Genomic DNA, 21,817 nt, shown 5'->3' on the forward strand with positions numbered 1-21,817 from the left:
CTCTCTGAAAAAGACACTTTCCCAAAGGGAATAAGGCCAAAAGTGCAAAAGCACTTTTGACCTTTAAAAGATGTATACTTAAGCAAAGAATTACTGAATTTCAACTTCAGCACCAGCTTCGGTCAGCTTAGCTTTCAGGTCTTCTGCCTCAGCTTTGCTAACGCCTTCCTTGATGGATTTAGGCGCACCGTCAACCAGTTCTTTCGCTTCTTTCAGACCTAAGCCGGTCAGATCTTTAACGATCTTAACAACGTTCAGTTTGCTTGCACCTGCAGCTTTCAGTACAACGTTGAAGGCAGTTTTCTCTTCAACAGCAGCAGCTTCGCCACCACCAGCAGCAACTACAACTGCAGCAGCAGCTGGTTCGATGCCATACTCGGATTTCAGTACATCTGCGAGTTCCTGTACTTCCTTAACAGTTAAACCTACTAATTGTTCAGCTAATGCTTTTACGTCTGCCATTTTATAATGTTTTAATGTAATGTTTGTAATGTTGTTGTTAATTATATTGTGACTTGGAAGCCAATTTTGAATGCGGGTAGCCAGCGGCCATCCACACTATTCTGCTGCAGGTGCTTCCACCCCAGCTTCTTCTTTCTTGCCTTTTTCCAGTAAAGCAGCAATAACGCGCTTTGCAGGAGATTGCAACAGACCGATAACTTCGCCGATAAGCTCGTTCTTCGTCTTGATGTTGGTTAAAGCTACCAGCTGGTTGTCACCTACGAATACTTCGTCAGCAACAAATGCAGCCTTCAGTACTGGTTTTTCCAGTTTACCGTTTGCTTTACGGAATGCAGAGATGATCAGAGCCGGCTCTTTCGGGCTGTCAGAGAACATCAGGGCAGTTACACCATGCAGACTGTCAAATACACCTGCATATTTTTCGCTGTCCAGGGATTCCAAAGCCTTACGGATCAGGGTGTTCTTAGCCACCTTCATTTCCACCTGCTTGTCGAAGCACACTTTCCTCAGGTCATTCACCTGCGCTACCGTTAATGATTCGGTATTAGTGACATAAAAGTTGCTGTATTGAGAGAACTTACTTTTCAGCAGTTCGATCGCATCATTTTTTTGATCTTTATTCATATTATAACGTTTGTAGCAAGCCCCATCTTTGCAGATAACGGCTACAACTCGTGATCAATTAGTTTTGAACAGATTTAGTATCGATAACAATACCAGGACTCATGGTGCTAGCCATAGACAGACCTCTCAGGTAAGTACCTTTTGCAGTAGCTGGTTTCAGCTTGATGATAGCGTTGATCAGCTCTAAAGAGTTCTGCTCAATTTTATCAGATGCGAAAGATACACGACCGATAGAAGCGTGGATGATACCTGCTTTATCTACCTTGAAAGTGATTTTACCGCCTTTAACATCGTTTACTGCAGCTGCAACGTCGTTTGTAACAGTACCGGTCTTAGGGTTTGGCATCAGGTTACGGGGACCTAAAATCTTACCCAGTTTACCGATCTTCGGCATTACAGATGGAGTAGCTACGATTACATCTACATCAGTCCAGCCGGCTTCGATCTTCTGGATGAATTCATCCAGTCCAACGAAATCAGCACCTGCTTCTTTTGCAGCAGCTTCTTTATCAGGTGTGCAAAGCACTAACACCTTCTTAGTTTTACCAGTACCGTGTGGAAGCGTTACGGAACCACGGATAGCCTGGTCTGCTTTCTTAGGATCAACGCCTAAGCGGATATGTAAATCGACAGAGCTGTCGAATTTAGTACAGTTAATATCTTTAACTAAGCTGGAAGCCTCTTTCAGGCTGTAAACCTTATTTTTTTCGAGCTTAGCGTCAGCTACTTTTCTCTTTTTAGTTGCCATTTGTCAAAATGATTTTAAGATCCTGCCTCAACAGGGTGAAACAATTAGTTTTCCCAAGGGGCTTTACCATCAACAGTAATACCCATGCTACGAGCAGTACCAGCCACCATTTTCATAGCGCTGTTCAGCGTAAAGCAGTTCAGATCAGCCATCTTGTCTTGTGCGATAGCTTCTACCTGAGCCCAGGAAACTTTACCCACCTTGTTACGGTTAGGTTCTTTAGAACCACTCTGCAATTTAGCAGCTTCCAGCAGCTGTACAGGTGCCGGAGGAGTTTTAATTACGAAGTCGAAAGATTTGTCAGTGTAAACAGTCAGCAACACAGGCAATACTTTACCCATTTTATCCTGGGTACGGGCATTAAACTGTTTGCAGAACTCCATGATGTTCACACCTTTGGAACCCAGCGCGGGACCAATTGGAGGTGCAGGATTGGCCTGGCCGCCTTTCACCTGCAATTTCACGTACGTTGCGATTTCTTTTGCCATGTTTCTTAATTTAATTTGGTTAAACGCCCTCTGCCAAACAGAAGACTCCCAAAAGTAAAAGACTAAAAATAACCTTTTAAAGGGGATGCAAAGGTATATATTATTATGAAATTGTCAAAAAGTATTTGAAATTGGGCATCCTTTTTGCTCTGAATGAGATTTTTTTTACAAATCTATTGCATTTCCCGTAAAATTTCCTTATTCTCCGAAGCCGGCAAAGTTACAACTTATCTCCCACTTGCATATAACAATTCTTTCCGCTTCCCTTTCTCCGTCTTTATATACTTACCTACAAACAACTGCTCATTCCCCACCTTTTCCTTCATCCCGGTAACCGCCTGCTGCAATGCCGCTATATTATCTTTCATGGCATCGTCATTACCTTCCAGGCCGGAAAGTGCTTTCTCTGCTGCCGTCAGCTTCCCCGCTATCCCGTCAATCATCTTCCTCAATACTTCATCCCTTACCTCCGGTACAAACTGCCGGTTCTTAAAGTCAACATACCCGTTATATAACTTCACAATCTCCGTGTAATCCAGGCTTACCCCGTTAAACTGATCTACCCGCCGGTTCCGCGCCTCAATTTCCTGGTTGGCCGCCAGCACCTTTATCGACTGGTCCATCCAGTCCAGCTCCGTCATGATAAACGGATTGGCGGCTCCCCCAAACCGGCGGATCCTCGCAGCTGCACACTGTAACCGCTGCAGCCGCGATTGCCGGAACCAGTTATTCAACGTATCGTTATAAGCAAAAACGGGGCGTTTGGCCGCAGCTGCAAAAGCCTGGCTGCCCAGCTCATCATGACGCAGCGGAAACGGTAACATCTGCCACATGGGGTCGTAAGGCATATGGGTTTTTACCGCCACCTGCGGCGCCGCCTGGAACCAGGTCCAGTTGGTCCGCTGGATAAAACGTCCGTTATCCACTACCCCTGCTCCCCAGGTAGGATCTGTTATCGTCCACTGACTTCCATTCTTCACCACCACCCAGTCGTGCGAACCGGTAGGCAGCATAATATCGTTTTGTAACCCGTAACCCGTTACCACCACCGCGTTAATGCCTGCCTCCCGGCATACCCGGGCATATAACACGGCATAATCCGTGCAAAGCCCCTTCCGCGTACGCAGCGTTTTAAGCATGGCTGCCGCAGAATCCCGGTAACTGCTCACGCGGTTTATGTTCTCCGCATCATAGGCGATGTGAGTAGCCATCCAGTTAAACAGCGCACGCTGCAATGCCATACTGTTCCCTGTATGGGCCTTCAGCCATTTGGCCATCACTTCGGGAGAAGTGGTGGCTTCTTCCGGAATGGAAACAATGGCCGCCGTTGCGGCCGGCTTAAGAGATTTCCCGGACTGAGCACCTGCATTAATAGCCAGCAGGAGTCCGAGCATCACAGTAATCACTGATTTCATAATCAATAGATATAGGACGTATATTGGATAAACGAGAAAAAGCGTTCCGCATAAACGGAACGCTTTTCAATAAAGATGTTATATAAGTTATCAGGAAAGTTTCTCTACCTGCATAAAGTTCAGCTCTACCGGAGTAGCACGGCCAAAGATCTTTACAGTTACTTTCAGTTTTTTCTTGTCTTCAATTACTTCCTCAATCACACCGTTGAAGTCGTTGAACGGACCATCAATGATTTTAATGGTTTCACCAACAATGAAAGGCTCGCTCATGGTCAGTCCCTGATCGCTCAGTTCATCCACCTTACCTAACATTTTGTTTACTTCAGATTTACGGAGTGCGATAGGCTTTTCCTTTCCGAGGAAGTGGATCACACCGGATACGTTACGTATGGCCTGTATTACCTCATCGGTCATCTTACCATCTACTGCTTCGATCATCACATATCCGGGATAGAAGTTCTTTTCGCGCATCACCTTTTTACCAGCCTGCACTTTATAAACTTTTTCTACCGGCAGGAAGATCTGGCTGATTACGTTACCCCAATCGGAGCGGCGTACTTCAATATCCAGGTATTCCTTCACTTTTTTTTCCTTGCCACTAACAACGCGGAGTACATACCACTTTGTTTCCTGAGCAGGAAGATTGGCTGCATCCATTTATTTAGCTTTGAAAATTTGGTAATAGTGAGTTAACACGAAGTTGGAAGCGGCATCCATACCCCAAACCAGCCCGGTAACAAATATTGTTGCTATCAGCACAATCATGGTAGAAGACTGGAGCTCTTGCCAGGTAGGCCAGGACACCTTGTAAACCAATTCATGATAAGACTCGCGGAAATAGTTTCTGATCTTATTCATTATATAAAGTTAACTATTTATGGTCAATTGTTTAAAGCCTAAAAAATGGTTGACTTGTCTTATTGTAACAACTCAACCATTTAATTATTTTCTATAAACCTTGCACGGGTACTAGGATTCGAACCCAGATCAAAGGTTTTGGAGACCCGTATGCTACCGTTGCACCATACCCGTGTATAAAGCCATTAGCACTCAGCATTCAGCGTCAGCAAATATATAAAAAAATGTTGACGTTTAATAGCCAAAGCTAATGGCTTTTAATATAATTCAGATGCTTATTTCAGGATTTCAGTAACCTGACCTGCACCTACTGTACGACCACCTTCACGGATAGCGAACTTCAGACCTTTGTCCATAGCGATAGGCTGGATCAGTTTAACTGTCAGGCTAACGTTATCACCAGGCATCACCATTTCAACACCTGCTGGTAATTCAACTTCACCGGTTACGTCAGTAGTACGGAAGTAGAACTGAGGACGGTATTTGTTGAAGAACGGAGTGTGACGGCCACCTTCTTCTTTGCTCAGTACGTATACTTCGCATTTGAATTCAGAGTGAGGTTTGATAGAACCTGGCTGGCAGATAACCATACCACGACGGATCTGAGTTTTCTCAATACCGCGGAGTAACAGACCAGCGTTATCACCTGCTTCACCTTCGTCGAGGAGTTTCTTAAACATCTCAACACCAGTACAGGTAGATTTCAGTGGTTCTTCCTGCAGACCTACGATTTCAACGTTCTCACCAACTTTGATACGACCGCGTTCGATACGACCTGTAGCAACGGTACCACGACCGGTGATAGAGAATACGTCTTCTACTGACATCAGGAATGGTTGATCAACCGGACGTGGAGGCAGCGGAATGTAAGTATCAACAGCGTCCATCAGTTGGTCGATAGCAGCTACCCATTTTTCGTCACCAGCAAGAGCGCCGGTTGCAGAACCCTGGATAACAGGAACGTTATCACCGTCAAAACCGTTAGAAGACAGCAGATCACGGATTTCGATTTCTACCAGTTCCAGCAGTTCAGGATCGTCTACCAGATCAACTTTGTTCATGAATACTACGATACGGGGTACACCTACCTGGCGAGCCAGCAGGATGTGCTCTCTTGTTTGCGGCATAGGACCATCTGTAGCTGCCACCACGAGGATAGCACCGTCCATCTGAGCAGCACCGGTAATCATGTTCTTCACATAATCCGCGTGACCAGGACAGTCAACGTGAGCATAGTGACGAGCAGTTGTCTGATACTCAACGTGAGCTGTATTGATAGTAATACCTCTTTCTTTTTCTTCAGGAGCAGCATCGATCTCATCATATCCTCTCTTCTCTGCCAGACCTTTATTTGCCAAAATTGTGGTAATGGCAGCAGTCAAAGTAGTTTTACCATGATCCACGTGGCCGATGGTACCAATGTTTACGTGGGGTTTATCCCGCTTGAAGGTTTCTTTTGCCATTGTATTTTCTTTTTAGATGGTTTGTAAAGATTGTATTGATTGTTGTTTTAAAAAAACGGTTTTACAAACTTGTACCGTTGATGAGAATTGAACTCATGGCCTTCCCTAAATAAAAATGGGTTGCTCTTCCATTGAGCTACAACGCTAAGTTTTAATTTCGGAGTGCAGAATTAACAAATTCGAATTCCGAAATTCGAATTTTATGGAGTTTGTTGAGGCGATTGAAAAACTCACTACAACTATTCTTCTAAAATTCAATGAGCTGTTGAAGAGAATTGAACTCTCGACCTCTTCCTTACCAAGGAAGTGCTCTACCCCTGAGCTACAACAGCTTGAAAAATTGCTTTAAAATACGAGCGGGAGACGAGGTTCGAACCCGCGACCTACAGCTTGGAAGGCTGTCGCTCTACCAACTGAGCTACTCCCGCATTTTTTAATTCACTAAGCTTCCGGCAAACAACACTGCAACTTTCCACTTATAGAATTATAAGAATAAAAATAAGAGCTTTAAAGGCTGTTGTACCACAGGTTTAGGGTGTTTCTGTCTACTACTTCTGAATTACTCACCTTCCTCTCAACAACTATGTTCCGCCTCTGCGAAGGGCAAAAGCGGAACACGCTGTTTTGTGGGCAGGATAGGATTCGAACCTATGAAGACGTAGTCAGCGGATTTACAGTCCGCCCCATTTGGCCGCTCTGGAACCTGCCCTAACTATCTTTTGATTTTGTCATCCGGCTAATAAACAACCAAATAAAAATCGATGAGCCAGCAGAGGGATTCGAACCCCCGACCCACTGATTACAAATCAGTAGCTCTGGCCAACTGAGCTATGCTGGCATCTTTCAAAAAACATCCTTTCAATAAAGTAACTCGTTGAAAGAGAGCGCAAAATTAAGAGATTTTTTCAATTCTCAAAATCTTTTTTTCAGTTTGTTACAAATATTTAAAAATTTATCTGCTTCCCCGAAAACGCCCTACCATAAAGAACTTTGCTACCTTTACCGACCCTCTTTTTGAATCGGGATGGCAAAGGTAGCAAAGAGATTAATATTTCCAAAATTATTTCAGAGAATTATTGAAATTTCTTTTCCTTCTTTCTTTTTACCTGCTCTACGAGGGATTCAAAGGCAAGGTCGAAGGACTCTTCGAAGGATTTTGACTCGTGCTTAACAAACAGGTCCTGACGGGGTATTCGAACTCTGATCTCGGCTATTTTATCTTTAATTTGATGCGCTAAATTATCCACTTTTAAAAATACATCCACGCTAATGATACGGTCATAAAAGGTGTTCAGTTTCTGAACTTTCTTGTTCACATGATCTATCAATTTGGAATCAGCATCAAAATGCACAGTTTGAATTTGTACGTTCATAGCACTAATTTTTTAAATATTTAACAATCTAGGTTCTAGTTAGTAAAGGAAGGTCATAGGCATTCTCTTTTAGCATAATGAACTTGATTACTAATATAGTCACTTTTGCAATGCAATACTGCTTAGCTGCGTAATATTTTGTTAAAAGCTTAAAATAACTGCTACGCTTTCGGGTGCGCCTGCTTATACACCTTCTTCAGCTGCTCAATCGTGTTATGCGTGTAAACCTGTGTGGCCGCGAGACTCGAATGTCCCAGCAACTCCTTGATCGCATTCAGATCCGCACCATTGTTCGCAAGATGTGTAGCAAAAGTATGTCGTAGTATATGCGGGCTCTTCTTCTTTAAAGTAGTAATCTGATGTTCTGTGAGATACTTTCGCACCGTCAGGTACACGTACTTGGGATACAACCGCCGACCGCTATGCGGATGCACCAGCAATACCCCGCTCTCAAATTCCTCCAGGCAACGGCGTTTCTCATCCATGTAAGCACGGATCTGTACCAGGAGCTCCGGACTAACCGGTATAATCCGCTCCTTGCCTCCTTTCCCCATCACCTTCACAGATTTGTTCCCGTCATCCACCCGGAACTCCTGCAAAGCAATCAATTCCGACAAACGGATACCTGTCTGGTAAAAGATCTCAAAAATAAGCCGGTGGGTAATGCCTTCGAAATCGTTGGCAAAGATGTGCAGGGTGGTAACCGAAACAGGACTCACATTATCTTCCAGCGCCTGCATTCCCTTCTCTTCAATATAGCCAGGCAAACGACGGCTGATCTTGGGCGCAATAACCTTGATCATAGGCGACTGTTTAATCAGGCCCTGACGCAGACAGAATTTGAAAAAGGATTTGAGTGTGGAGATCTTGCGGTTAACACTTTTGGCCGTCATGGTATCTTCCATGAGCTTCGCCAGCCAGCTCCTGATCATAATATGACTGAGGTCCCCAACGGGCGTACTGCCATAACTGAGGGTCACATAATCAAAAAACTGGAAAAGATCGTTGCGATAGGCAGTGCAGGTGTGCGCTGAGTACCGTTTTTCGAGCTGGATATAGGATATGAATCGCTCTGCTAAGGAATATAAAGCTTCGTTCAACACAAAAAGATTGATGATTGTAAAGTTATTAAATAACCTTACAATCATCAAATATTTTGAGTTGCCAACGGCTTATCGCCTAAGCAATATTAATCTTCAAATTTACCTGTTGCCAACTGTTGTTTGTAAACGGCTTTTAACACCTGGTTACGACGTTTAACAGATGGTTTAGTAAAAGACTGGCGCGTTCTCAGCTGCAGTAAAATGCGAGCTTTCTCAAACTTCTTTTTATATTTTTTAAGCGCCTTGTCTATGTTTTCGCAATCTTTAGAATCAATGATCAACATAATTTTTGCCTCTTATTTTTAGGAACGCAAAGATAACACAACATTTGTAAAAAAACAAAAGACCACAAGAATTATTCAATTTCTCCACCTTCCTCTCCATAAAAGATAACCCATAACAGCAAATCGGCCGTAAAATTCCGGAACCGGTGCGTTACCCCCGCAGGAACAAACAGGAAATCACCTACCCCCACCGTCACCACCTTCTCTTCCATTTCAAACTCGCCACTCCCCTGCATCACCAGGTAAATCTCGTCCTGTATATGCGGCTCCTGCCCATCTATCTCATCCGGAGCAAAAATGATCCCCCGCATGGAACCGTGTTCAAACAATACTGCGAAATCATCATCGCTTTTCTGCAATTGTCGTAACGACTCGGCAAAAGAAACATGAAATCTCATCCTATGGTTGATTTAACGTGTTCTCAGATAACCGAATTTAAGAAAGAATCGGGATATAGCATGACGAATGGACCGGGAGCACGTAAGCCTCCCGGTCCATTCGTTTGTATAATATAATGGAAATCAGTCTTTCAGCTTCTTCTTCAACAGGCTCACCTGGTCCTGCAGATGGCTCACCATATCCGCCAGGTGGTTTACACTCATCCGGCTCTGCTGCCCCGCCTTACTGATCACTGCATCCGACTGCCACAGCTCCAGCACCTCTTCCATATCCACGCCGTAAGGCTCAAACTGCGGATTGTCAGACACCAGCGTAATCTTAGATTTGGAACGGTTGTTTTTCAGGATTCTTTTAAAAACAATGCCCTCCCTGGAGGTAATCACCACATAGGTTTCATTGTTCTTGATCTCCTCCCATCCCTCTACCTTGTGACAAACGATCACAGAACCCGAAGTAACCGGCAGCATGGAATCTCCCGCTATTTCAAATGCCCTGTAATCACCCGCCCCCAGCATGGGTAGCGTGAACGTGTTCAGTTCTTCGATAAACTCATCATCATTATAACCGGCCAGGTAACCGGCTGCCGCTTTTACCGGCACAAACTGGATCGCCTGACGGGAACTGCCCAGCTTAAGCTGCCGGCGCTTCTCCAGGAAATTATCTTTCTGGGAGCCAAGATCACGACGAAGCAGATCATCGATAGACACCCGGAACATATCGCTTACCTGTTCCAGGATCTCCGTACGGGGCTCTGCACGCTCCTCCTCATATGCACCCAACAGCGAACGCTTGATACCGAGCTTATCGGCAAACTCTTGCTGCGTCCAGGCTTTTTGCTTACGCAGATATTTCAAATTCTGACATACTACGGACATAACCTAAATAATTTAGTACCTTGCTAACAAAATTAGCAAATATTTTTATGAATTACCAAATATATTCGGGGCGCTTCGCTTATTTTTGCCCGGTAAAATCCACTCGACATGTTAATAAACTATGTACACTCGTTCTTAAGATGGGCTATTTTGCTGGCAGGACTCTGGGCGGTTATCCGCTCCCTGAAAGGCGTAACAGGCAAAACACCCTTCACAGCAGCAGATAGCAAAGCCGGACTTTTCTTTATGATCTTCTGCGATCTGCAGCTGGTGGTAGGATTGATCCTGTTTTTTATGAGCAAAACTGTTCAGACAGGCTTAGCTGATATGGGAGCTGCCATGAAAAATCCTGCGGTAAGATTTTTCACAGTAGAACACGAAGTAATGGCCATCATCGCCATCGCGCTGGTACATATCGGTAAATCAAAAATAAAGAAAGCGGCCACCGATGCGCAAAAACATAAACTGGGCCTGATCTTCTTTGGTCTTGCCTTCATCGTTATCCTGGCCCTCATCCCGTGGCCCTTCCGGGAAGCACTCGGAAAAGGCTGGTTCTAAACACCCCCGCCGGATTATAAAATTAAATGGCGCCCCTGTCAGGGACGCCATTCCTTTTTTCCGATGTATTGATTGACCACTGAATTATCCTTTATCCTTATTATATAACCTGAAGGAATAAATATAGGGCAATGCCGCCAGCACAATCGCCACAAAAAATATGATAAATACCCCTGTAATAAGCGACAGGAAAAATCCGGCTATGATGATCACCACACCCGCACTGATCCACAGGTTACTCGCCATCTGATGCGTTTCCCTCCAAACCTCCGCACTTTGCAGGGTCCACGGTGTTCTCACCCCCACATAATTATTAGGCTTCACCTTACGCAGGTAAGCGCCTATGCCCACAATCAGCAATCCCACGCCAATAAAGGCCCAGCGCTCCATGATAAACGGCTTCCCCTGGCTCACCAGGAAAATAATGATACAGGTAAACACGGCCTGGTAAGAATGGATCAGAAAACGGATCCTGTAATACTCTTTATGCTCCATCTCAATAGCAGACGGCCGCAGCTGGGTTTCATCGGCCCGTGGAATATAGCGGAACAGGAAATAGATCAGTCCGTTGGTGAAAAAGAGAAAGATCATCAGCAGCAGGAAATCATTTTTTGTCCCCATCTCAGGAGAACCCGCCTCATTCACATTGTTAGATAAAACAACTGGTAAGTCTTTAAAGACAACCGCCAGGTAAACCATCGGCACCAGCAGCAAAGCGAGGATAAGTAATTCCCTGGTAAAATCCGGTTTTTTCATGTGGAGATCAGTTTAAATGTTCACGTACTCCCTATTTTTCCTTCATTTCCATTCCCTTATCTATTACATATTGATTGCCAGATATGTTTTACTAAAGTTACGAAAATTGAGGCGACCGGAAATTTCAATATTTTTTACTAATTTTATTAGCATTACTAAATAAATTAGTAACTTTACACCACATGTAAAAGTGATTCCGGCTGGCAGGCCTGCTGCCATACTATCCTCCCTCTGCCCGGTCCGCCATCCGTAATCGCTTTAACTGCCTGCCCCTGTTCCGTCCTTTGTTTATCCATAAACCATTACCAGTATGATCACTTTACAACAGCGAACAATAGCGCATTTCGATCTGGACTGCTTCTTTGTATCAGTGGAATGCCAGCGGGATAATCGCCTCCTCGGCAAACCAATCCTGGTAGGTGGCAGCAGTGATCGTGCTGTGGTAGCTGCCTGCAGTTACGAGGCAAGACGGTATGGCATTCATTCCGCCATGCCTATGAAAACCGCGCTGCGGCTTTGTCCCCATGCTATTGTACGCAGCGGAGACATGGAACTGTACAGCGCAAAGTCCAGGGAAATCACGGAACTCATCGCCGGACAGGCGCCACTCTACGAGAAATCATCTATCGATGAATTTTATCTCGACCTCTCCGGCATGGATAAATTCTTTGGCTCGCTGAAATGGACCACCGAGCTGCGGAAAACCATCATGAAAGAATCAGGACTGCCCATTTCATTCGGACTTGCATCCAATAAACTCGTTTCCAAAGTAGCCACCGATGAAGCCAAACCTAATGGTCAGCTTGAGATCCTGTTCGGACAAGAAAAAAATTTCCTGGCGCCGCTGGCGGTAGAAAAGATTCCAATGGTAGGCCGTGAAACCGGCGCCCTGCTGAGGCGCCGCGGCGTAGAAACCGTAAAAACACTGAGCGAAGTGCCCATCTCCCTGCTGGAAGCATGGATGGGAAAAAACGGAATAGCCCTCTGGAGAAAAGCCAATGGAATCGATGAATCGCCGGTGGTGCCTTTTTATGAACAGAAATCTATCTCCACAGAAAGTACATTCCCCGCAGATACTATCGACATGCAATTCCTCCACGCCGAACTGGTACGGATGACGGAGAAAATCGCATTCGAACTGCGCCAGCAAAATAAATTAACCGGATGCATCACCCTCAAAATCCGGTACTCCGATTTTGAAACCGTCACCAAACAAATGTCTATCCCATATTCCTGTGCAGATCATGTACTGCTGGAAAAAGTAAAAGACCTCTTCAAAAAACTGTACGACCGGCGGCTGCTGGTACGCCTCATAGGCGTGCGTTTCAGCCACCTCGTACATGGCAACTACCAGATCAGCCTGTTCGACGACAAACAGGAAATGATCGCCCTCTACCAGGCCATCGATCAAATCAAAAACCGCTTCGGATGGGAATATCTTATGAAAGGCACCAACGTCATACCACCCGGGAAAAAAGACCTGCACACACCGAAAAAAGATATCATGCCATACTTTAAATAAACATCATGTTCCTCAACTGCAAAACATTTTTCAGTCTCCGCTATGGCACCATGCACGCGGAAATGCTGGTTCAGAAAGCACATGAACTGGGCATCGGATCACTGGCACTCACTAATATCAACCTCACTTCCGACGCGTGGGAGTTCGTGGCCCTCTGCCGTAAACATGATATAAAACCTATACTCGGACTGGAATGCAGAAACGGAAATGATTTTAAATATCTCCTGCTGGCCCGCAACCAGGAAGGCTGGCGCCACATCAATGTTTTCTTATCCACCCACCTGCAACAGGAAAAACCTTTTCCCGATCAGGCGCCCGTTATCCCGCACACCTGGGTGATCTATGCGTTGGGAACCCGTCCCCCTGAATTATTAGCGCCTCATGAACTCATTGGTATAAAACCCTGGCAACGCAATAAATTATTCAGAACAGCTAACACCACACTGCGCGATAAACTGGTGATCCTCCAACCAGTTACTTTCCAGGATAATATCCATTATGAATTACATCAACTGCTGCGCGCCATTGATCAGAATATCCTGATCACACAGCTGGAACCGGCTATGACAGGCCATCCGCAGGAACAATTTGTTACGCCCGCTTCACTCGTGGAACACTTCGCCGACTATCCGGACATCGTACAGCGAACCGTGGAAGTGATGGAAGACTGCCACGTTGAAATGGATATTCATCATTCCATCTCCCGAAATAAAAAATGTTTCCTCGGCAGCGTGGAAGAAGATCGCGCAAAGCTACGGGAACTCGCCCTGGAAGGCATGTTATACCGCTATGGTGATGATCATGAAGAAGCCCTTCAACGGATTGAAAAAGAACTGGCCATTGTGGCACAACTCAACTTTGAATCTTATTTCCTCATCACCTGGGACATCATCCGCTATGCACAGGAACGCGGATTCTTTTATGTGGGCCGCGGAAGCGGCGCTAACTCCATTATCGCCTACTGCATAAAAATTACAGATGTAGACCCGATAGAACTGGATTTATATTTTGAAAGATTTTTGAATCCTTATCGTACATCACCTCCGGATTTTGATATTGATTTCTCCTGGCGCGACCGGGATGAAATTATCCGGTACGTTTTTAATAAGTATGGCCCACAACACACGGCCCTGCTGGGTACTGTAACTACTTTTCAAACCAACGCCGTTATCCGCGAGCTGGGAAAAGTGTACGGCCTTCCCAAAAAAGAAATCGATAAAATCCTGGAAAATGGCTTCCACGTTAATTTGGAAGCCGATAGCATCCATCAGAAAATAGCGTACTTCAGTAACCTGATGGATACGGAAAAAGCATTTCCCAATCATCTCAGTATTCACGCGGGCGGTATCCTCATCAGCGATGCGCCTATTCACCAGTTCTGCACCACTTACCTCCCACCCAAAGGTTTTATAACCGCGCAACTGGATATGTGGCAGGCAGAAAGAATAGGGCTGTATAAATTCGATATCCTCAGCCAGCGCGGCCTCGGGCATATCCGCGATGCGATTGACATCATCAAAAAAAACCGGGACGTTGATATAGACATCCATGATGTAAAAGCTTTCCAGGTAGATCCGCTGGTGCGTAAAAATCTGTCCGGCGTAAATACCATCGGGTGCTTTTATATAGAATCGCCCGCTATGCGGCAGCTGCTGCTGAAACTGGGATGCGATGATTACCTCACCCTGGTGGCAGCAAGCTCTATTATCCGCCCTGGCGTAGCGCAATCGGGCATGATGAAACAATACATACACCGCTACCGGCACCGCGATGAAGTAGTTTATCTCCATCCAATTATTGAAGAATTGCTGAAAGAGACCTTTGGTATTATGGTGTACCAGGAAGATGTAATTAAAGTGGCACACAGATATGCAGACATGGAACTGGCCGATGCCGATAGCCTGCGAAGGGCGATGGCAGGGAAATACCGCGGATCCAACGACTTCAGGGATATACAAAAACGTTTCTTTGATAACTGCGAACGTCTCAAACGGCCGCCGGAAGTATCTGCGGAAGTGTGGCGGCAAATCGCCAGCTTCGCTAACTTCTCCTTTTCCAAAGCCCACTCCGCCAGCTTTGCGGTGGAAAGCTACCAAAGTCTGTATCTCAAAACCTATTTCCCCGCAGAATTCATGGTGGCTGTTATCAACAATTTCGGCGGCTTCTATAACCGGGAACTCTATTTCCGGGAATTGCAGAAAACCGGTGTAACACTGCACCCGCCTTGTATCAACCATAGTGATTATAGCACTAATATCACCGGCCGGGAGGTATACACAGGACTGATCCACATAGAAGGACTGGAACAATTGCTGGCAGAAAGAATATTGAAAGACCGCGAACAGTATGGCCCGTTTTTACACCTCGAAGATTTTACCAGCCGGATTTCACCGGGCCCGGAACAGCTGGAAATACTGATCCGCATTGGCTGTTTCAACTTTACAGGCTACACCAAAAAAGAATTATTGTGGAAAAGCAGTTTGCAGGTAAGTAAGAAAGAAGCCAATCCACACAGTATTTCCTTGTTTGGCAATACCACCACTGTTAACTGTGAACTGCCCACCCTGGCTTATCACGCACATGAAGATGCCTTTGATGAGATAGATCTGCTGGGCTTTCCGCTGCAATCACCCTTTAAGGCATTGCAGCACGATCAAAGTGCGTATATGCCTGCCCGTGAGTTCAGCCAATATATTGGTCAACCTGTCACTACACTGGGCTACCTGGTGACTAACAAATTTCTGCGCAGCAGCAAAGGGGAACCTATGTGCTTTGGTACTTTCCTTGACCGGGACGGCGCGTTTATGGATACCGTCCATTTTCCCGATAGCCTGCGACTGTACCCTTTTCAAAAGGGCGGCTTTTATGTGCTGCAGGGCAGAGTGGCAGAAGAGTACGGCGTAATACAACTGGAAATCAATAAGATGTGGAAGATTGGTTATTTTGAAGATAAAAAGCCTTAATTCCGACAATTTGTTGTATTTTTGTGACAAATGTCGGGTACATGAAACACGTAAAAGGATACCGCGTGCAGGAAAATGCATTATTGATAGTAGAGCAGCCAGGAGGAGGAGCGGCATATATTGCCGGTAGTGGCTACTTTGATTTTATACAACTTTCCCGCAGCGGAATTATTAAAAGAGCTTTATTAAATCTGAGCAGGCAGCTGTCTTTTTCTTTGGCAGAACTGGCGCAGGTAGTACATGTGTCAGAAAGAACGCTGCAACGTTATGCAGACGACGAGAAATTGTCTGCCGACACGTCTGAACGTGCTATTTTACTTTCTCAGCTTTACCAGCGCGGCACCGAAGTATTTGGCCAGCTTGAAAACTTCAAGGAATGGATGAGAACTCCGTTACCTGCCTTCAACTATCAAACCCCTATTTCGCTTTTAGATACCACCTTTGGGTTTCAGCTTATCCAGGATGAGCTGGGGCGCATTGAGCATGGCATCTTTGCATAAATCTACGAAACCATCAACATGGAAGTATACAGGATCAGTAAGTGCGCTTACATCAATGATCTGAGTGGAACAGGTGCGCGCCTGTATGGAGGCCGCTGGAACAGCCCGGGGCATGCTATTGTGTATACCGCCGGCAGCAGGGCTTTATCCGCGCTGGAAGTACTGGTGCACATTCCACTTAAAAATATAGTACAGGATTTCTGCATTGCTACCCTGCAGATCCCCGATAATATCGCCATTAAAGTACTCACCAAACATGATCTGCCCTCCGGCTGGCAATCGCTGGCGCCTTCACCGGAGCTGCAATGTATTGGAGATGAATGGATAGACACCGCTAAATATGCCATACTCCGGATTCCATCCGTGGTAATTGCCGATGAATATAACTACCTGATCAACCCGCTGCATCCCGATGCAGTGAATATCACCATCCTGAATACGCAACCCTTCGTTTTTGATCAGCGGTTGAAAAAATAAAAAAGCAGCGAAGTAATCTCCGCTGCTTTCTATGTAAAGTCATTCTCCTATTCCAGGCCAAATAATCCTTTATTAAGCACCTGCAAGGTTTTCTCTTTAAACTGACCGTTGATCAGGATAGAGATGTTGTGCCTGCTGCCGCCATAGGAAATCATGCGCAAAGGAATTTCTTCTATTGCATCAAATAATTTGGTGATAATGGAAGGAGTTGCCGCCACTTCGTTACCAACAATGGAAACGATTGTTTGGTGGTAATCCAGTTCCACGGTACCAAAAGGTTGCAGCTCTTTCAGGATCTGATCGAGGTACTGCTGGTTATCGATGGTGATAGATACCGCTACTTCTGAAGTGGTGATCATATCGATCGGGGTACGGTATTTCTCAAATATTTCAAAAATTTTACGGAGGAAGCCATAAGCCAGCAGCATGCGACTGGACTTGATCTTAATAGCAATGATACCGTCTTTTGCAGCAATTGCCTTCACACCGTTGCCGTTAGGCATTTCAGTAATGATGGTACCTTTTGCTTCCGGTTGCATGGTGTTCAGCAATTTCACCGGGATGTTGAAATGCTGTGCAGGCCAGATAGAAGCAGGGTGAAGGATCTTGGCGCCAAAGTAAGCCAGTTCAGCTGCTTCATCAAAGGAGAGCTGATCAATCGGGAAAGTTTTATTCACCACCCGTGGATCGTTGTTGTGCATGCCGTCGATATCCGTCCAGATCTGCACTTCATCTGCCTGGATAGCAGCGCCGATCAGGGAAGCGGAGTAATCGCTGCCGCCACGTTTCAGGTTATCCACTTCGCCCCTGGCGTTGCGGCAAATATATCCCTGTGTGATAAAGATATGCTGACCCTTATGCTGGCTGATCAGGTTGGCCAGTTTAATTTTAATTTTTGGAATTTCCGGTTCTTCGTATTCGTCGATGCTCATGAAATCCAGCGCAGGTAATAACACGGCGGGAATACCGGCTTCTTCGAGATATACGCAGAAAAGACGTGTAGACAATAACTCTCCCTGTGCAAGGATATCTTTATTCAGTGCTTCATTGAAAGATATCTTCAGGATGATATTCAGAAATTCGAAGTGTTCATCAACAATAGCCTTGGCATTTGCGCGGCCGGCTTCCTTCTTCACCAGGTCGTTGCAAAAGGTCCGGTAATGGCTTTCCAGCTTGTCTATCTGCTGCTTCGCCTGCTCCTTCTTACCTTCTGACAGCGACTGACTGATTTCCACGAGGGAATTTGTGGTGCCTGACAGTGCAGACAGGACCACAATTTTCTGATCATTATCTGCTGTGATCAGTTGCGATACCGACTGCATACGCTCTGGTTTTCCCACGGAGGTTCCACCAAATTTTAACACTTTCATCTGAATGTTTATTTTTGCTTTAGCTACCTGAAACGCTGCATCAGCCTCATTCCGGGTGTTTTTTATGAACGATTGTGAATTAAAAATTCAAATTAAATCTAGCAGCAACTTCCTGCATATCCTTCACCACGGGCGCTATTACGGGAATACCCTTTTCCAGCCGCTCATGATGCATTTCTCTTTCAGGATCTCCGGGGATCAGTACTTTTTTCCCGGCTACCGGCTCCGCAGCACGGAAGCGATTGATCCAGGTATCCATGTTGGCCTTGAACTCCTCTGCCGGACGGAACGCATCTACACGCATGGCGCCAAAGAAATGTCCCAGTCCCTCTCCTACCGGATCCGGCGCCAGTGAGAGAAAGCTCACAAAAGGCGGCGCCCACGGACCATAATTGGCGCCTGAAAGAACGGCCGAAAATATATCAACAATTGCTCCCAAACAATACCCTTTATGACTTCCATGCTCACGATCGCCGCCCAAAGGCAGCAAAGCCCCGCCACTCTTGAGTTCATGAGGATTGTTACTTGGGTTTCCTTCTTTATCCTGGATCCAACCGTAAGGAGCTTCTTCATTTTTGCGCTGCAGGATCTCCAGTTTCCCGTTGGCCGCGGTGGTGGTGGCAAAATCCGCCACAAACGCCGGCTGCTCTTTTGCGGGAATGGCTACTGCAATCGGATTGGTTCCCAGCATCCGTTCGGTGGAAAAGGTAGGCGCCACCAGCGGACTGGCATTGGTCATGGCCATACCAATCATATCCTGGTCCAGCGCTTTCATAGCGTGGTAACCTGCAATACCAAAGTGGTTGGAGTTTTTCACACTTACCCAGCCAGTGCCAACGGCAGCGGCCTTTTGCATGGCTACTTCCATTGCATAGGGCGCAACTACCAGGCCCAGGCCTCCATCTCCGTCAATAACCGCCGTGCTCGGGGTTTCATGTACTATCCGGATATCGGGCGTAGCGTTGATCCGCTTAGCCTCCCATAAACGAACATAGCCCGATAAGCGGGCTATTCCATGAGAATCGATACCTCTTAAATCTGCCGATACCAGCACTTCACTGGCCAGGGCTGCATGTTCCAGGCTGCACCCCATGTGGATAAATACTTCCCTGGTAAATTCTCTCAAATGATGATAAGAAAAAATATGTTCCATCTGTCAACAAGTTAGGCCTGAGCGGTGGGTCCACCAAAATTCAATGGTACAGATACCTGCTCCTGATCCTGAATCGGGCCGTGTACAGATTCGTATTTCTTAATATTATCAAGCATGGCTTTCATAAAACGCTTCGCATGCTGCGGCGTGAGGATAATACGGGATTTCACCTTAGCCTTTGGCAGACCGGGCATCACGTTTACAAAGTCTACCACAAATTCGGCATTTGAATGAGTGATGATGGCGAGATTGGCGTATTGTCCCTCGGCGATTTCTTCATTCAACTCTATATTAAGCTGATTCTGTTCTTCATGCTGATTTTCCATGTTGTATAATTTAGCCGTACAAAAATAGAAAAAGAGGACTCAAATGAGCCCTCTTTTTTTATAAACAGCGGATCGACCGGTATTAATAGTCGTCTTCGTCGAACTTGGTACGCAGGATACCCGCCACTACGTACTTCTTGCCGGGATCGGAAGATATTTGCAGTTCCATGTAAATACTGTCCGTTATATGCCCGCCCTTCGATTTCCCGCCATTAGGGAAAACTTTTCCGGCAGTAATGGTAACGGTAGCGTCACTGTTCTCGTCATTGGCATTGGTAGCGCTGAAGGTAAGATCAGATAAATTTACGTCTACCTTCGACTGAAAGTCGAATCCCAGACCCGCATCCTGCACCCACAGCTGCTTTCCATCGTCGGCAGCGGTGTTGAAAGTATTGATTTGTACATGGTCTCCGTCAATCTGAGGCGCCCCGTTGAGCGTCATGGTTACCCACCAGGTACCGGCCATTTTCACAACCTGTGTATTCTTTACCTCCGGCAATTCCTTTTTACAGGAAGAAAAAAGAACAGCACCCACCAGCAGCAGTCCTGTGATATATTGTTTATTCATTATTGTTCTCATGGTAATTATTTTAAACCGTTAACATTATAAAGCCCACCAAACCTTTTGATAAATAGGTACTTCCGCTGGTGTATTACTATTTCTGCTCCTTTCCACATCCGGGAATACCAGGCGTTTAGGGAATTTACCAGCGCCGGTAACGCCGTTACGGGAATATACCAGCTGGCCGGGAATGTAAGATGGATCAGTGGAGTATACCGGGCTGTACTTAGGATAACCTGTTCTGTTTTGTTCCAGGAAGCCTTCCAGTGCATGTGTGCCTGGGAAAGAAGCCCATTTCTGCATAATGATGGCTTCAAGCTTCTTATCAAAAGTAGCCCCTGTTGGGTACTCGTATACCCGACCGGCCTGAATGAAAGTATCAGCACTTAATTTGTACTGCTGAAATGCGGCCTGCACGCCTGCATCATAATAAGTTTTCGCTTTGGTACCACCGAAATAACGCTCGTCTACTTCTGCCAACATAAGATTGGTTTCAGCCCTGGAAATCAGGTAAGCAGTATCTATGGCCGTTTGCCTGTAGATAGCAGCTACATTGTAAGTAGGCGACAAACTGGTGAAATCGCCCTGGTTAATACCATAATAAACACCTCTCGCAGCGCCCGGTGCACGGAAAATTTTGGTTATCCGGGAATCCTTATTTTTCTGTAACCACGACATCATGGTATAGCTCGCACGGATGTTGGTAGTGGTGTTCAGGCTGCGGATGTTTGATTCATACAGCGGGTTGTCCTGGCCCGGTGCATCTTTAAAGGTGCTGTAGGAGGCATCCACATCTGTGAGGAACTCAGCGCCGCTGTTAATCAGCTCCATGATCTTTGTTCTTGCCACAGACGGATTTACATTCACCATACGCAGGTACATTTTCAGTTTCAGCGTATTGGCAAACTTTACCCATTTGTCCATATCTCCCTTATAAATAATATCCTGTGCAGCATTCTCAGCAAGGATGGTTACGGTCAGGTCTTTGGATAATGCAATATCCAGATCTCTCAGCAACCAGGAGTAAATGCTATCCCCACGGTCAAACTTCGGTTGTAGTTGGTTTAATCCGCCAAATGCTTCCTGGTAAGGCACCTGGTCGTACAGGTCTACCAATATCTGGTAAGAATAGGCTTTCATCACCGTTCCCATCAAACCAAAACTATAATCGTGCAGGCTGTCGCACAATTTGAGCATCAGGCTGTAATCCTGCAATGCGCCTGAAAACATCTGTGTATACAACGCATTGTAATCTGTACGCTGGATATTATATGCATCAATGGTTTTATACTGGTTGGAGGCATTACTTTGTGTCCAGTATTGCGACCAGATACCTCCAATAACAGCGCCATCAGTGCCGGCGCAGGAAATGGTAGACATTACCGCCGGCGGGAACAACACATAAGGCGTAGCCCGCTCCAATGGTGGGTTATTCGGATCGTTGTTAATATCCAGGTTCTTCTTACAGGAGGCGCCCAACAAAAGCACCGCTGAAAGGAGGAGGAGAATATATTGATTGTTATACGTTTTCATGATAT

At 45.8% G+C, this 21,817-nt stretch carries 24 protein-coding genes and 6 tRNA genes; 5 read left to right on the plus strand and 25 right to left on the minus strand.

Annotation, left to right across the window (positions count from 1 at the left end):
* Positions 1-90 precede the first annotated feature (90 nt).
* The 19 genes from rplL to ACMXI2_RS23465 form a co-directional block, all read right to left on the minus strand.
* Positions 91-462 carry a 50S ribosomal protein L7/L12 gene (gene rplL / locus ACMXI2_RS23375; protein WP_079470668.1) on the minus strand — a complete coding sequence of 124 codons (372 nt, stop codon included), beginning with the start codon at positions 460-462 and terminating at the stop codon, positions 91-93.
* 96 nt (positions 463-558) lie between these two features.
* Positions 559-1,086, minus strand: coding sequence for a 50S ribosomal protein L10 (gene rplJ, locus ACMXI2_RS23380; protein ID WP_079470669.1), 528 nt, complete (start codon positions 1,084-1,086; stop codon positions 559-561).
* Between the two features lie 58 nt (positions 1,087-1,144).
* Positions 1,145-1,834, minus strand: coding sequence for a 50S ribosomal protein L1 (rplA, locus tag ACMXI2_RS23385; protein WP_089902929.1), 690 nt, complete (start codon positions 1,832-1,834; stop codon positions 1,145-1,147).
* Between the two features lie 44 nt (positions 1,835-1,878).
* Complete coding sequence (rplK, locus tag ACMXI2_RS23390; protein WP_079470671.1) at positions 1,879-2,322, minus strand: 50S ribosomal protein L11; 444 nt, start codon at positions 2,320-2,322, stop codon at positions 1,879-1,881.
* A 227-nt stretch (positions 2,323-2,549) separates the two neighbouring features.
* Positions 2,550-3,737, minus strand: coding sequence for a transglutaminase domain-containing protein (locus ACMXI2_RS23395; protein WP_483778462.1), 1,188 nt, complete (start codon positions 3,735-3,737; stop codon positions 2,550-2,552).
* A 90-nt stretch (positions 3,738-3,827) separates the two neighbouring features.
* Entirely contained in the window at positions 3,828-4,394 is a 567-nt protein-coding gene (gene nusG, locus ACMXI2_RS23400; RefSeq protein WP_079470673.1) for a transcription termination/antitermination protein NusG, read from the minus strand.
* On the minus strand, positions 4,395-4,595 hold the full coding sequence (gene secE, locus ACMXI2_RS23405) for a preprotein translocase subunit SecE (RefSeq protein ID WP_079470674.1): 201 nt from the start codon (positions 4,593-4,595) through the stop codon (positions 4,395-4,397).
* A gap of 103 nt (positions 4,596-4,698) precedes the next feature.
* A tRNA-Trp gene (locus ACMXI2_RS23410) sits at positions 4,699-4,769 on the minus strand.
* Positions 4,770-4,870: 101 nt separating this feature from the next.
* Complete coding sequence (gene tuf, locus ACMXI2_RS23415) at positions 4,871-6,058, minus strand: elongation factor Tu (protein ID WP_079470675.1); 1,188 nt, start codon at positions 6,056-6,058, stop codon at positions 4,871-4,873.
* A 72-nt stretch (positions 6,059-6,130) separates the two neighbouring features.
* Positions 6,131-6,204 (minus strand) — tRNA-Lys (locus tag ACMXI2_RS23420).
* 114 nt (positions 6,205-6,318) lie between these two features.
* A tRNA-Thr gene (locus ACMXI2_RS23425) sits at positions 6,319-6,390 on the minus strand.
* A gap of 23 nt (positions 6,391-6,413) precedes the next feature.
* A tRNA-Gly gene (locus ACMXI2_RS23430) sits at positions 6,414-6,486 on the minus strand.
* 199 nt (positions 6,487-6,685) lie between these two features.
* Positions 6,686-6,767 (minus strand) — tRNA-Tyr (locus ACMXI2_RS23435).
* A 55-nt stretch (positions 6,768-6,822) separates the two neighbouring features.
* Positions 6,823-6,896, minus strand: a tRNA-Thr gene (locus ACMXI2_RS23440).
* Positions 6,897-7,131: 235 nt separating this feature from the next.
* Positions 7,132-7,431, minus strand: coding sequence for an HPF/RaiA family ribosome-associated protein (locus ACMXI2_RS23445; protein ID WP_079470676.1), 300 nt, complete (start codon positions 7,429-7,431; stop codon positions 7,132-7,134).
* Positions 7,432-7,592: 161 nt separating this feature from the next.
* A complete protein-coding gene (locus ACMXI2_RS23450) occupies positions 7,593-8,534 on the minus strand; it encodes a tyrosine-type recombinase/integrase (protein ID WP_483782410.1) in 942 nt (313 codons plus the stop codon).
* 86 nt (positions 8,535-8,620) lie between these two features.
* Complete coding sequence (rpsU, locus tag ACMXI2_RS23455) at positions 8,621-8,818, minus strand: 30S ribosomal protein S21 (RefSeq protein ID WP_079470678.1); 198 nt, start codon at positions 8,816-8,818, stop codon at positions 8,621-8,623.
* A 71-nt stretch (positions 8,819-8,889) separates the two neighbouring features.
* On the minus strand, positions 8,890-9,216 hold the full coding sequence (locus tag ACMXI2_RS23460) for a cupin domain-containing protein (protein WP_483778463.1): 327 nt from the start codon (positions 9,214-9,216) through the stop codon (positions 8,890-8,892).
* A 123-nt stretch (positions 9,217-9,339) separates the two neighbouring features.
* Positions 9,340-10,092 carry an XRE family transcriptional regulator gene (locus ACMXI2_RS23465; RefSeq protein WP_483778464.1) on the minus strand — a complete coding sequence of 251 codons (753 nt, stop codon included), beginning with the start codon at positions 10,090-10,092 and terminating at the stop codon, positions 9,340-9,342.
* A gap of 108 nt (positions 10,093-10,200) precedes the next feature.
* On the opposite strand from ACMXI2_RS23465, the gene ACMXI2_RS23470 reads away from it, so the two are divergent.
* Positions 10,201-10,650 (plus strand): hypothetical protein, encoded by a 450-nt coding sequence (locus ACMXI2_RS23470; RefSeq protein ID WP_483778465.1) that lies wholly within the window; start codon positions 10,201-10,203, stop codon positions 10,648-10,650.
* 84 nt (positions 10,651-10,734) lie between these two features.
* Here ACMXI2_RS23470 and ACMXI2_RS23475 read toward each other — a convergent pair whose 3' ends face one another.
* Entirely contained in the window at positions 10,735-11,406 is a 672-nt protein-coding gene (locus ACMXI2_RS23475) for an SdpI family protein (protein ID WP_483778466.1), read from the minus strand.
* Between the two features lie 310 nt (positions 11,407-11,716).
* On the opposite strand from ACMXI2_RS23475, the gene dinB reads away from it, so the two are divergent.
* From dinB to ACMXI2_RS23495, 4 genes are read left to right on the plus strand one after another with little or no spacing between them, the layout of a single operon-like run.
* Positions 11,717-12,928: a DNA polymerase IV gene (gene dinB / locus ACMXI2_RS23480; RefSeq protein ID WP_483778467.1), complete on the plus strand. Its 1,212-nt coding sequence runs from the start codon at positions 11,717-11,719 to the stop codon at positions 12,926-12,928.
* Between the two features lie 5 nt (positions 12,929-12,933).
* Positions 12,934-15,891, plus strand: a complete 2,958-nt coding sequence (locus tag ACMXI2_RS23485) for a DNA polymerase III subunit alpha (RefSeq protein WP_483778468.1) — start codon at positions 12,934-12,936, stop codon at positions 15,889-15,891.
* A 41-nt stretch (positions 15,892-15,932) separates the two neighbouring features.
* Positions 15,933-16,391: a type II RES/Xre toxin-antitoxin system antitoxin gene (gene parS / locus ACMXI2_RS23490; RefSeq protein ID WP_483778469.1), complete on the plus strand. Its 459-nt coding sequence runs from the start codon at positions 15,933-15,935 to the stop codon at positions 16,389-16,391.
* Between the two features lie 18 nt (positions 16,392-16,409).
* Positions 16,410-16,868 carry an RES family NAD+ phosphorylase gene (locus ACMXI2_RS23495; protein ID WP_483778470.1) on the plus strand — a complete coding sequence of 153 codons (459 nt, stop codon included), beginning with the start codon at positions 16,410-16,412 and terminating at the stop codon, positions 16,866-16,868.
* Positions 16,869-16,915: 47 nt separating this feature from the next.
* On the opposite strand, the gene ACMXI2_RS23500 is transcribed toward ACMXI2_RS23495, so the two are convergent.
* The 5 genes from ACMXI2_RS23500 to ACMXI2_RS23520 form a co-directional block, all read right to left on the minus strand.
* Complete coding sequence (locus ACMXI2_RS23500; RefSeq protein ID WP_483778471.1) at positions 16,916-18,238, minus strand: aspartate kinase; 1,323 nt, start codon at positions 18,236-18,238, stop codon at positions 16,916-16,918.
* A gap of 79 nt (positions 18,239-18,317) precedes the next feature.
* On the minus strand, positions 18,318-19,391 hold the full coding sequence (locus ACMXI2_RS23505) for an Ldh family oxidoreductase (RefSeq protein ID WP_483778472.1): 1,074 nt from the start codon (positions 19,389-19,391) through the stop codon (positions 18,318-18,320).
* Between the two features lie 11 nt (positions 19,392-19,402).
* Entirely contained in the window at positions 19,403-19,717 is a 315-nt protein-coding gene (locus tag ACMXI2_RS23510; protein WP_079470689.1) for a DUF3467 domain-containing protein, read from the minus strand.
* Positions 19,718-19,799: 82 nt separating this feature from the next.
* Positions 19,800-20,297 carry a lipid-binding protein gene (locus tag ACMXI2_RS23515; protein ID WP_483778473.1) on the minus strand — a complete coding sequence of 166 codons (498 nt, stop codon included), beginning with the start codon at positions 20,295-20,297 and terminating at the stop codon, positions 19,800-19,802.
* 24 nt (positions 20,298-20,321) lie between these two features.
* A complete protein-coding gene (locus ACMXI2_RS23520; protein ID WP_483778474.1) occupies positions 20,322-21,812 on the minus strand; it encodes a SusD/RagB family nutrient-binding outer membrane lipoprotein in 1,491 nt (496 codons plus the stop codon).
* Between the last annotated feature and the right edge of the window lie 5 nt (positions 21,813-21,817).

Source organism: Chitinophaga sp. G7 BAM 1005 (assembly GCF_057126945.1).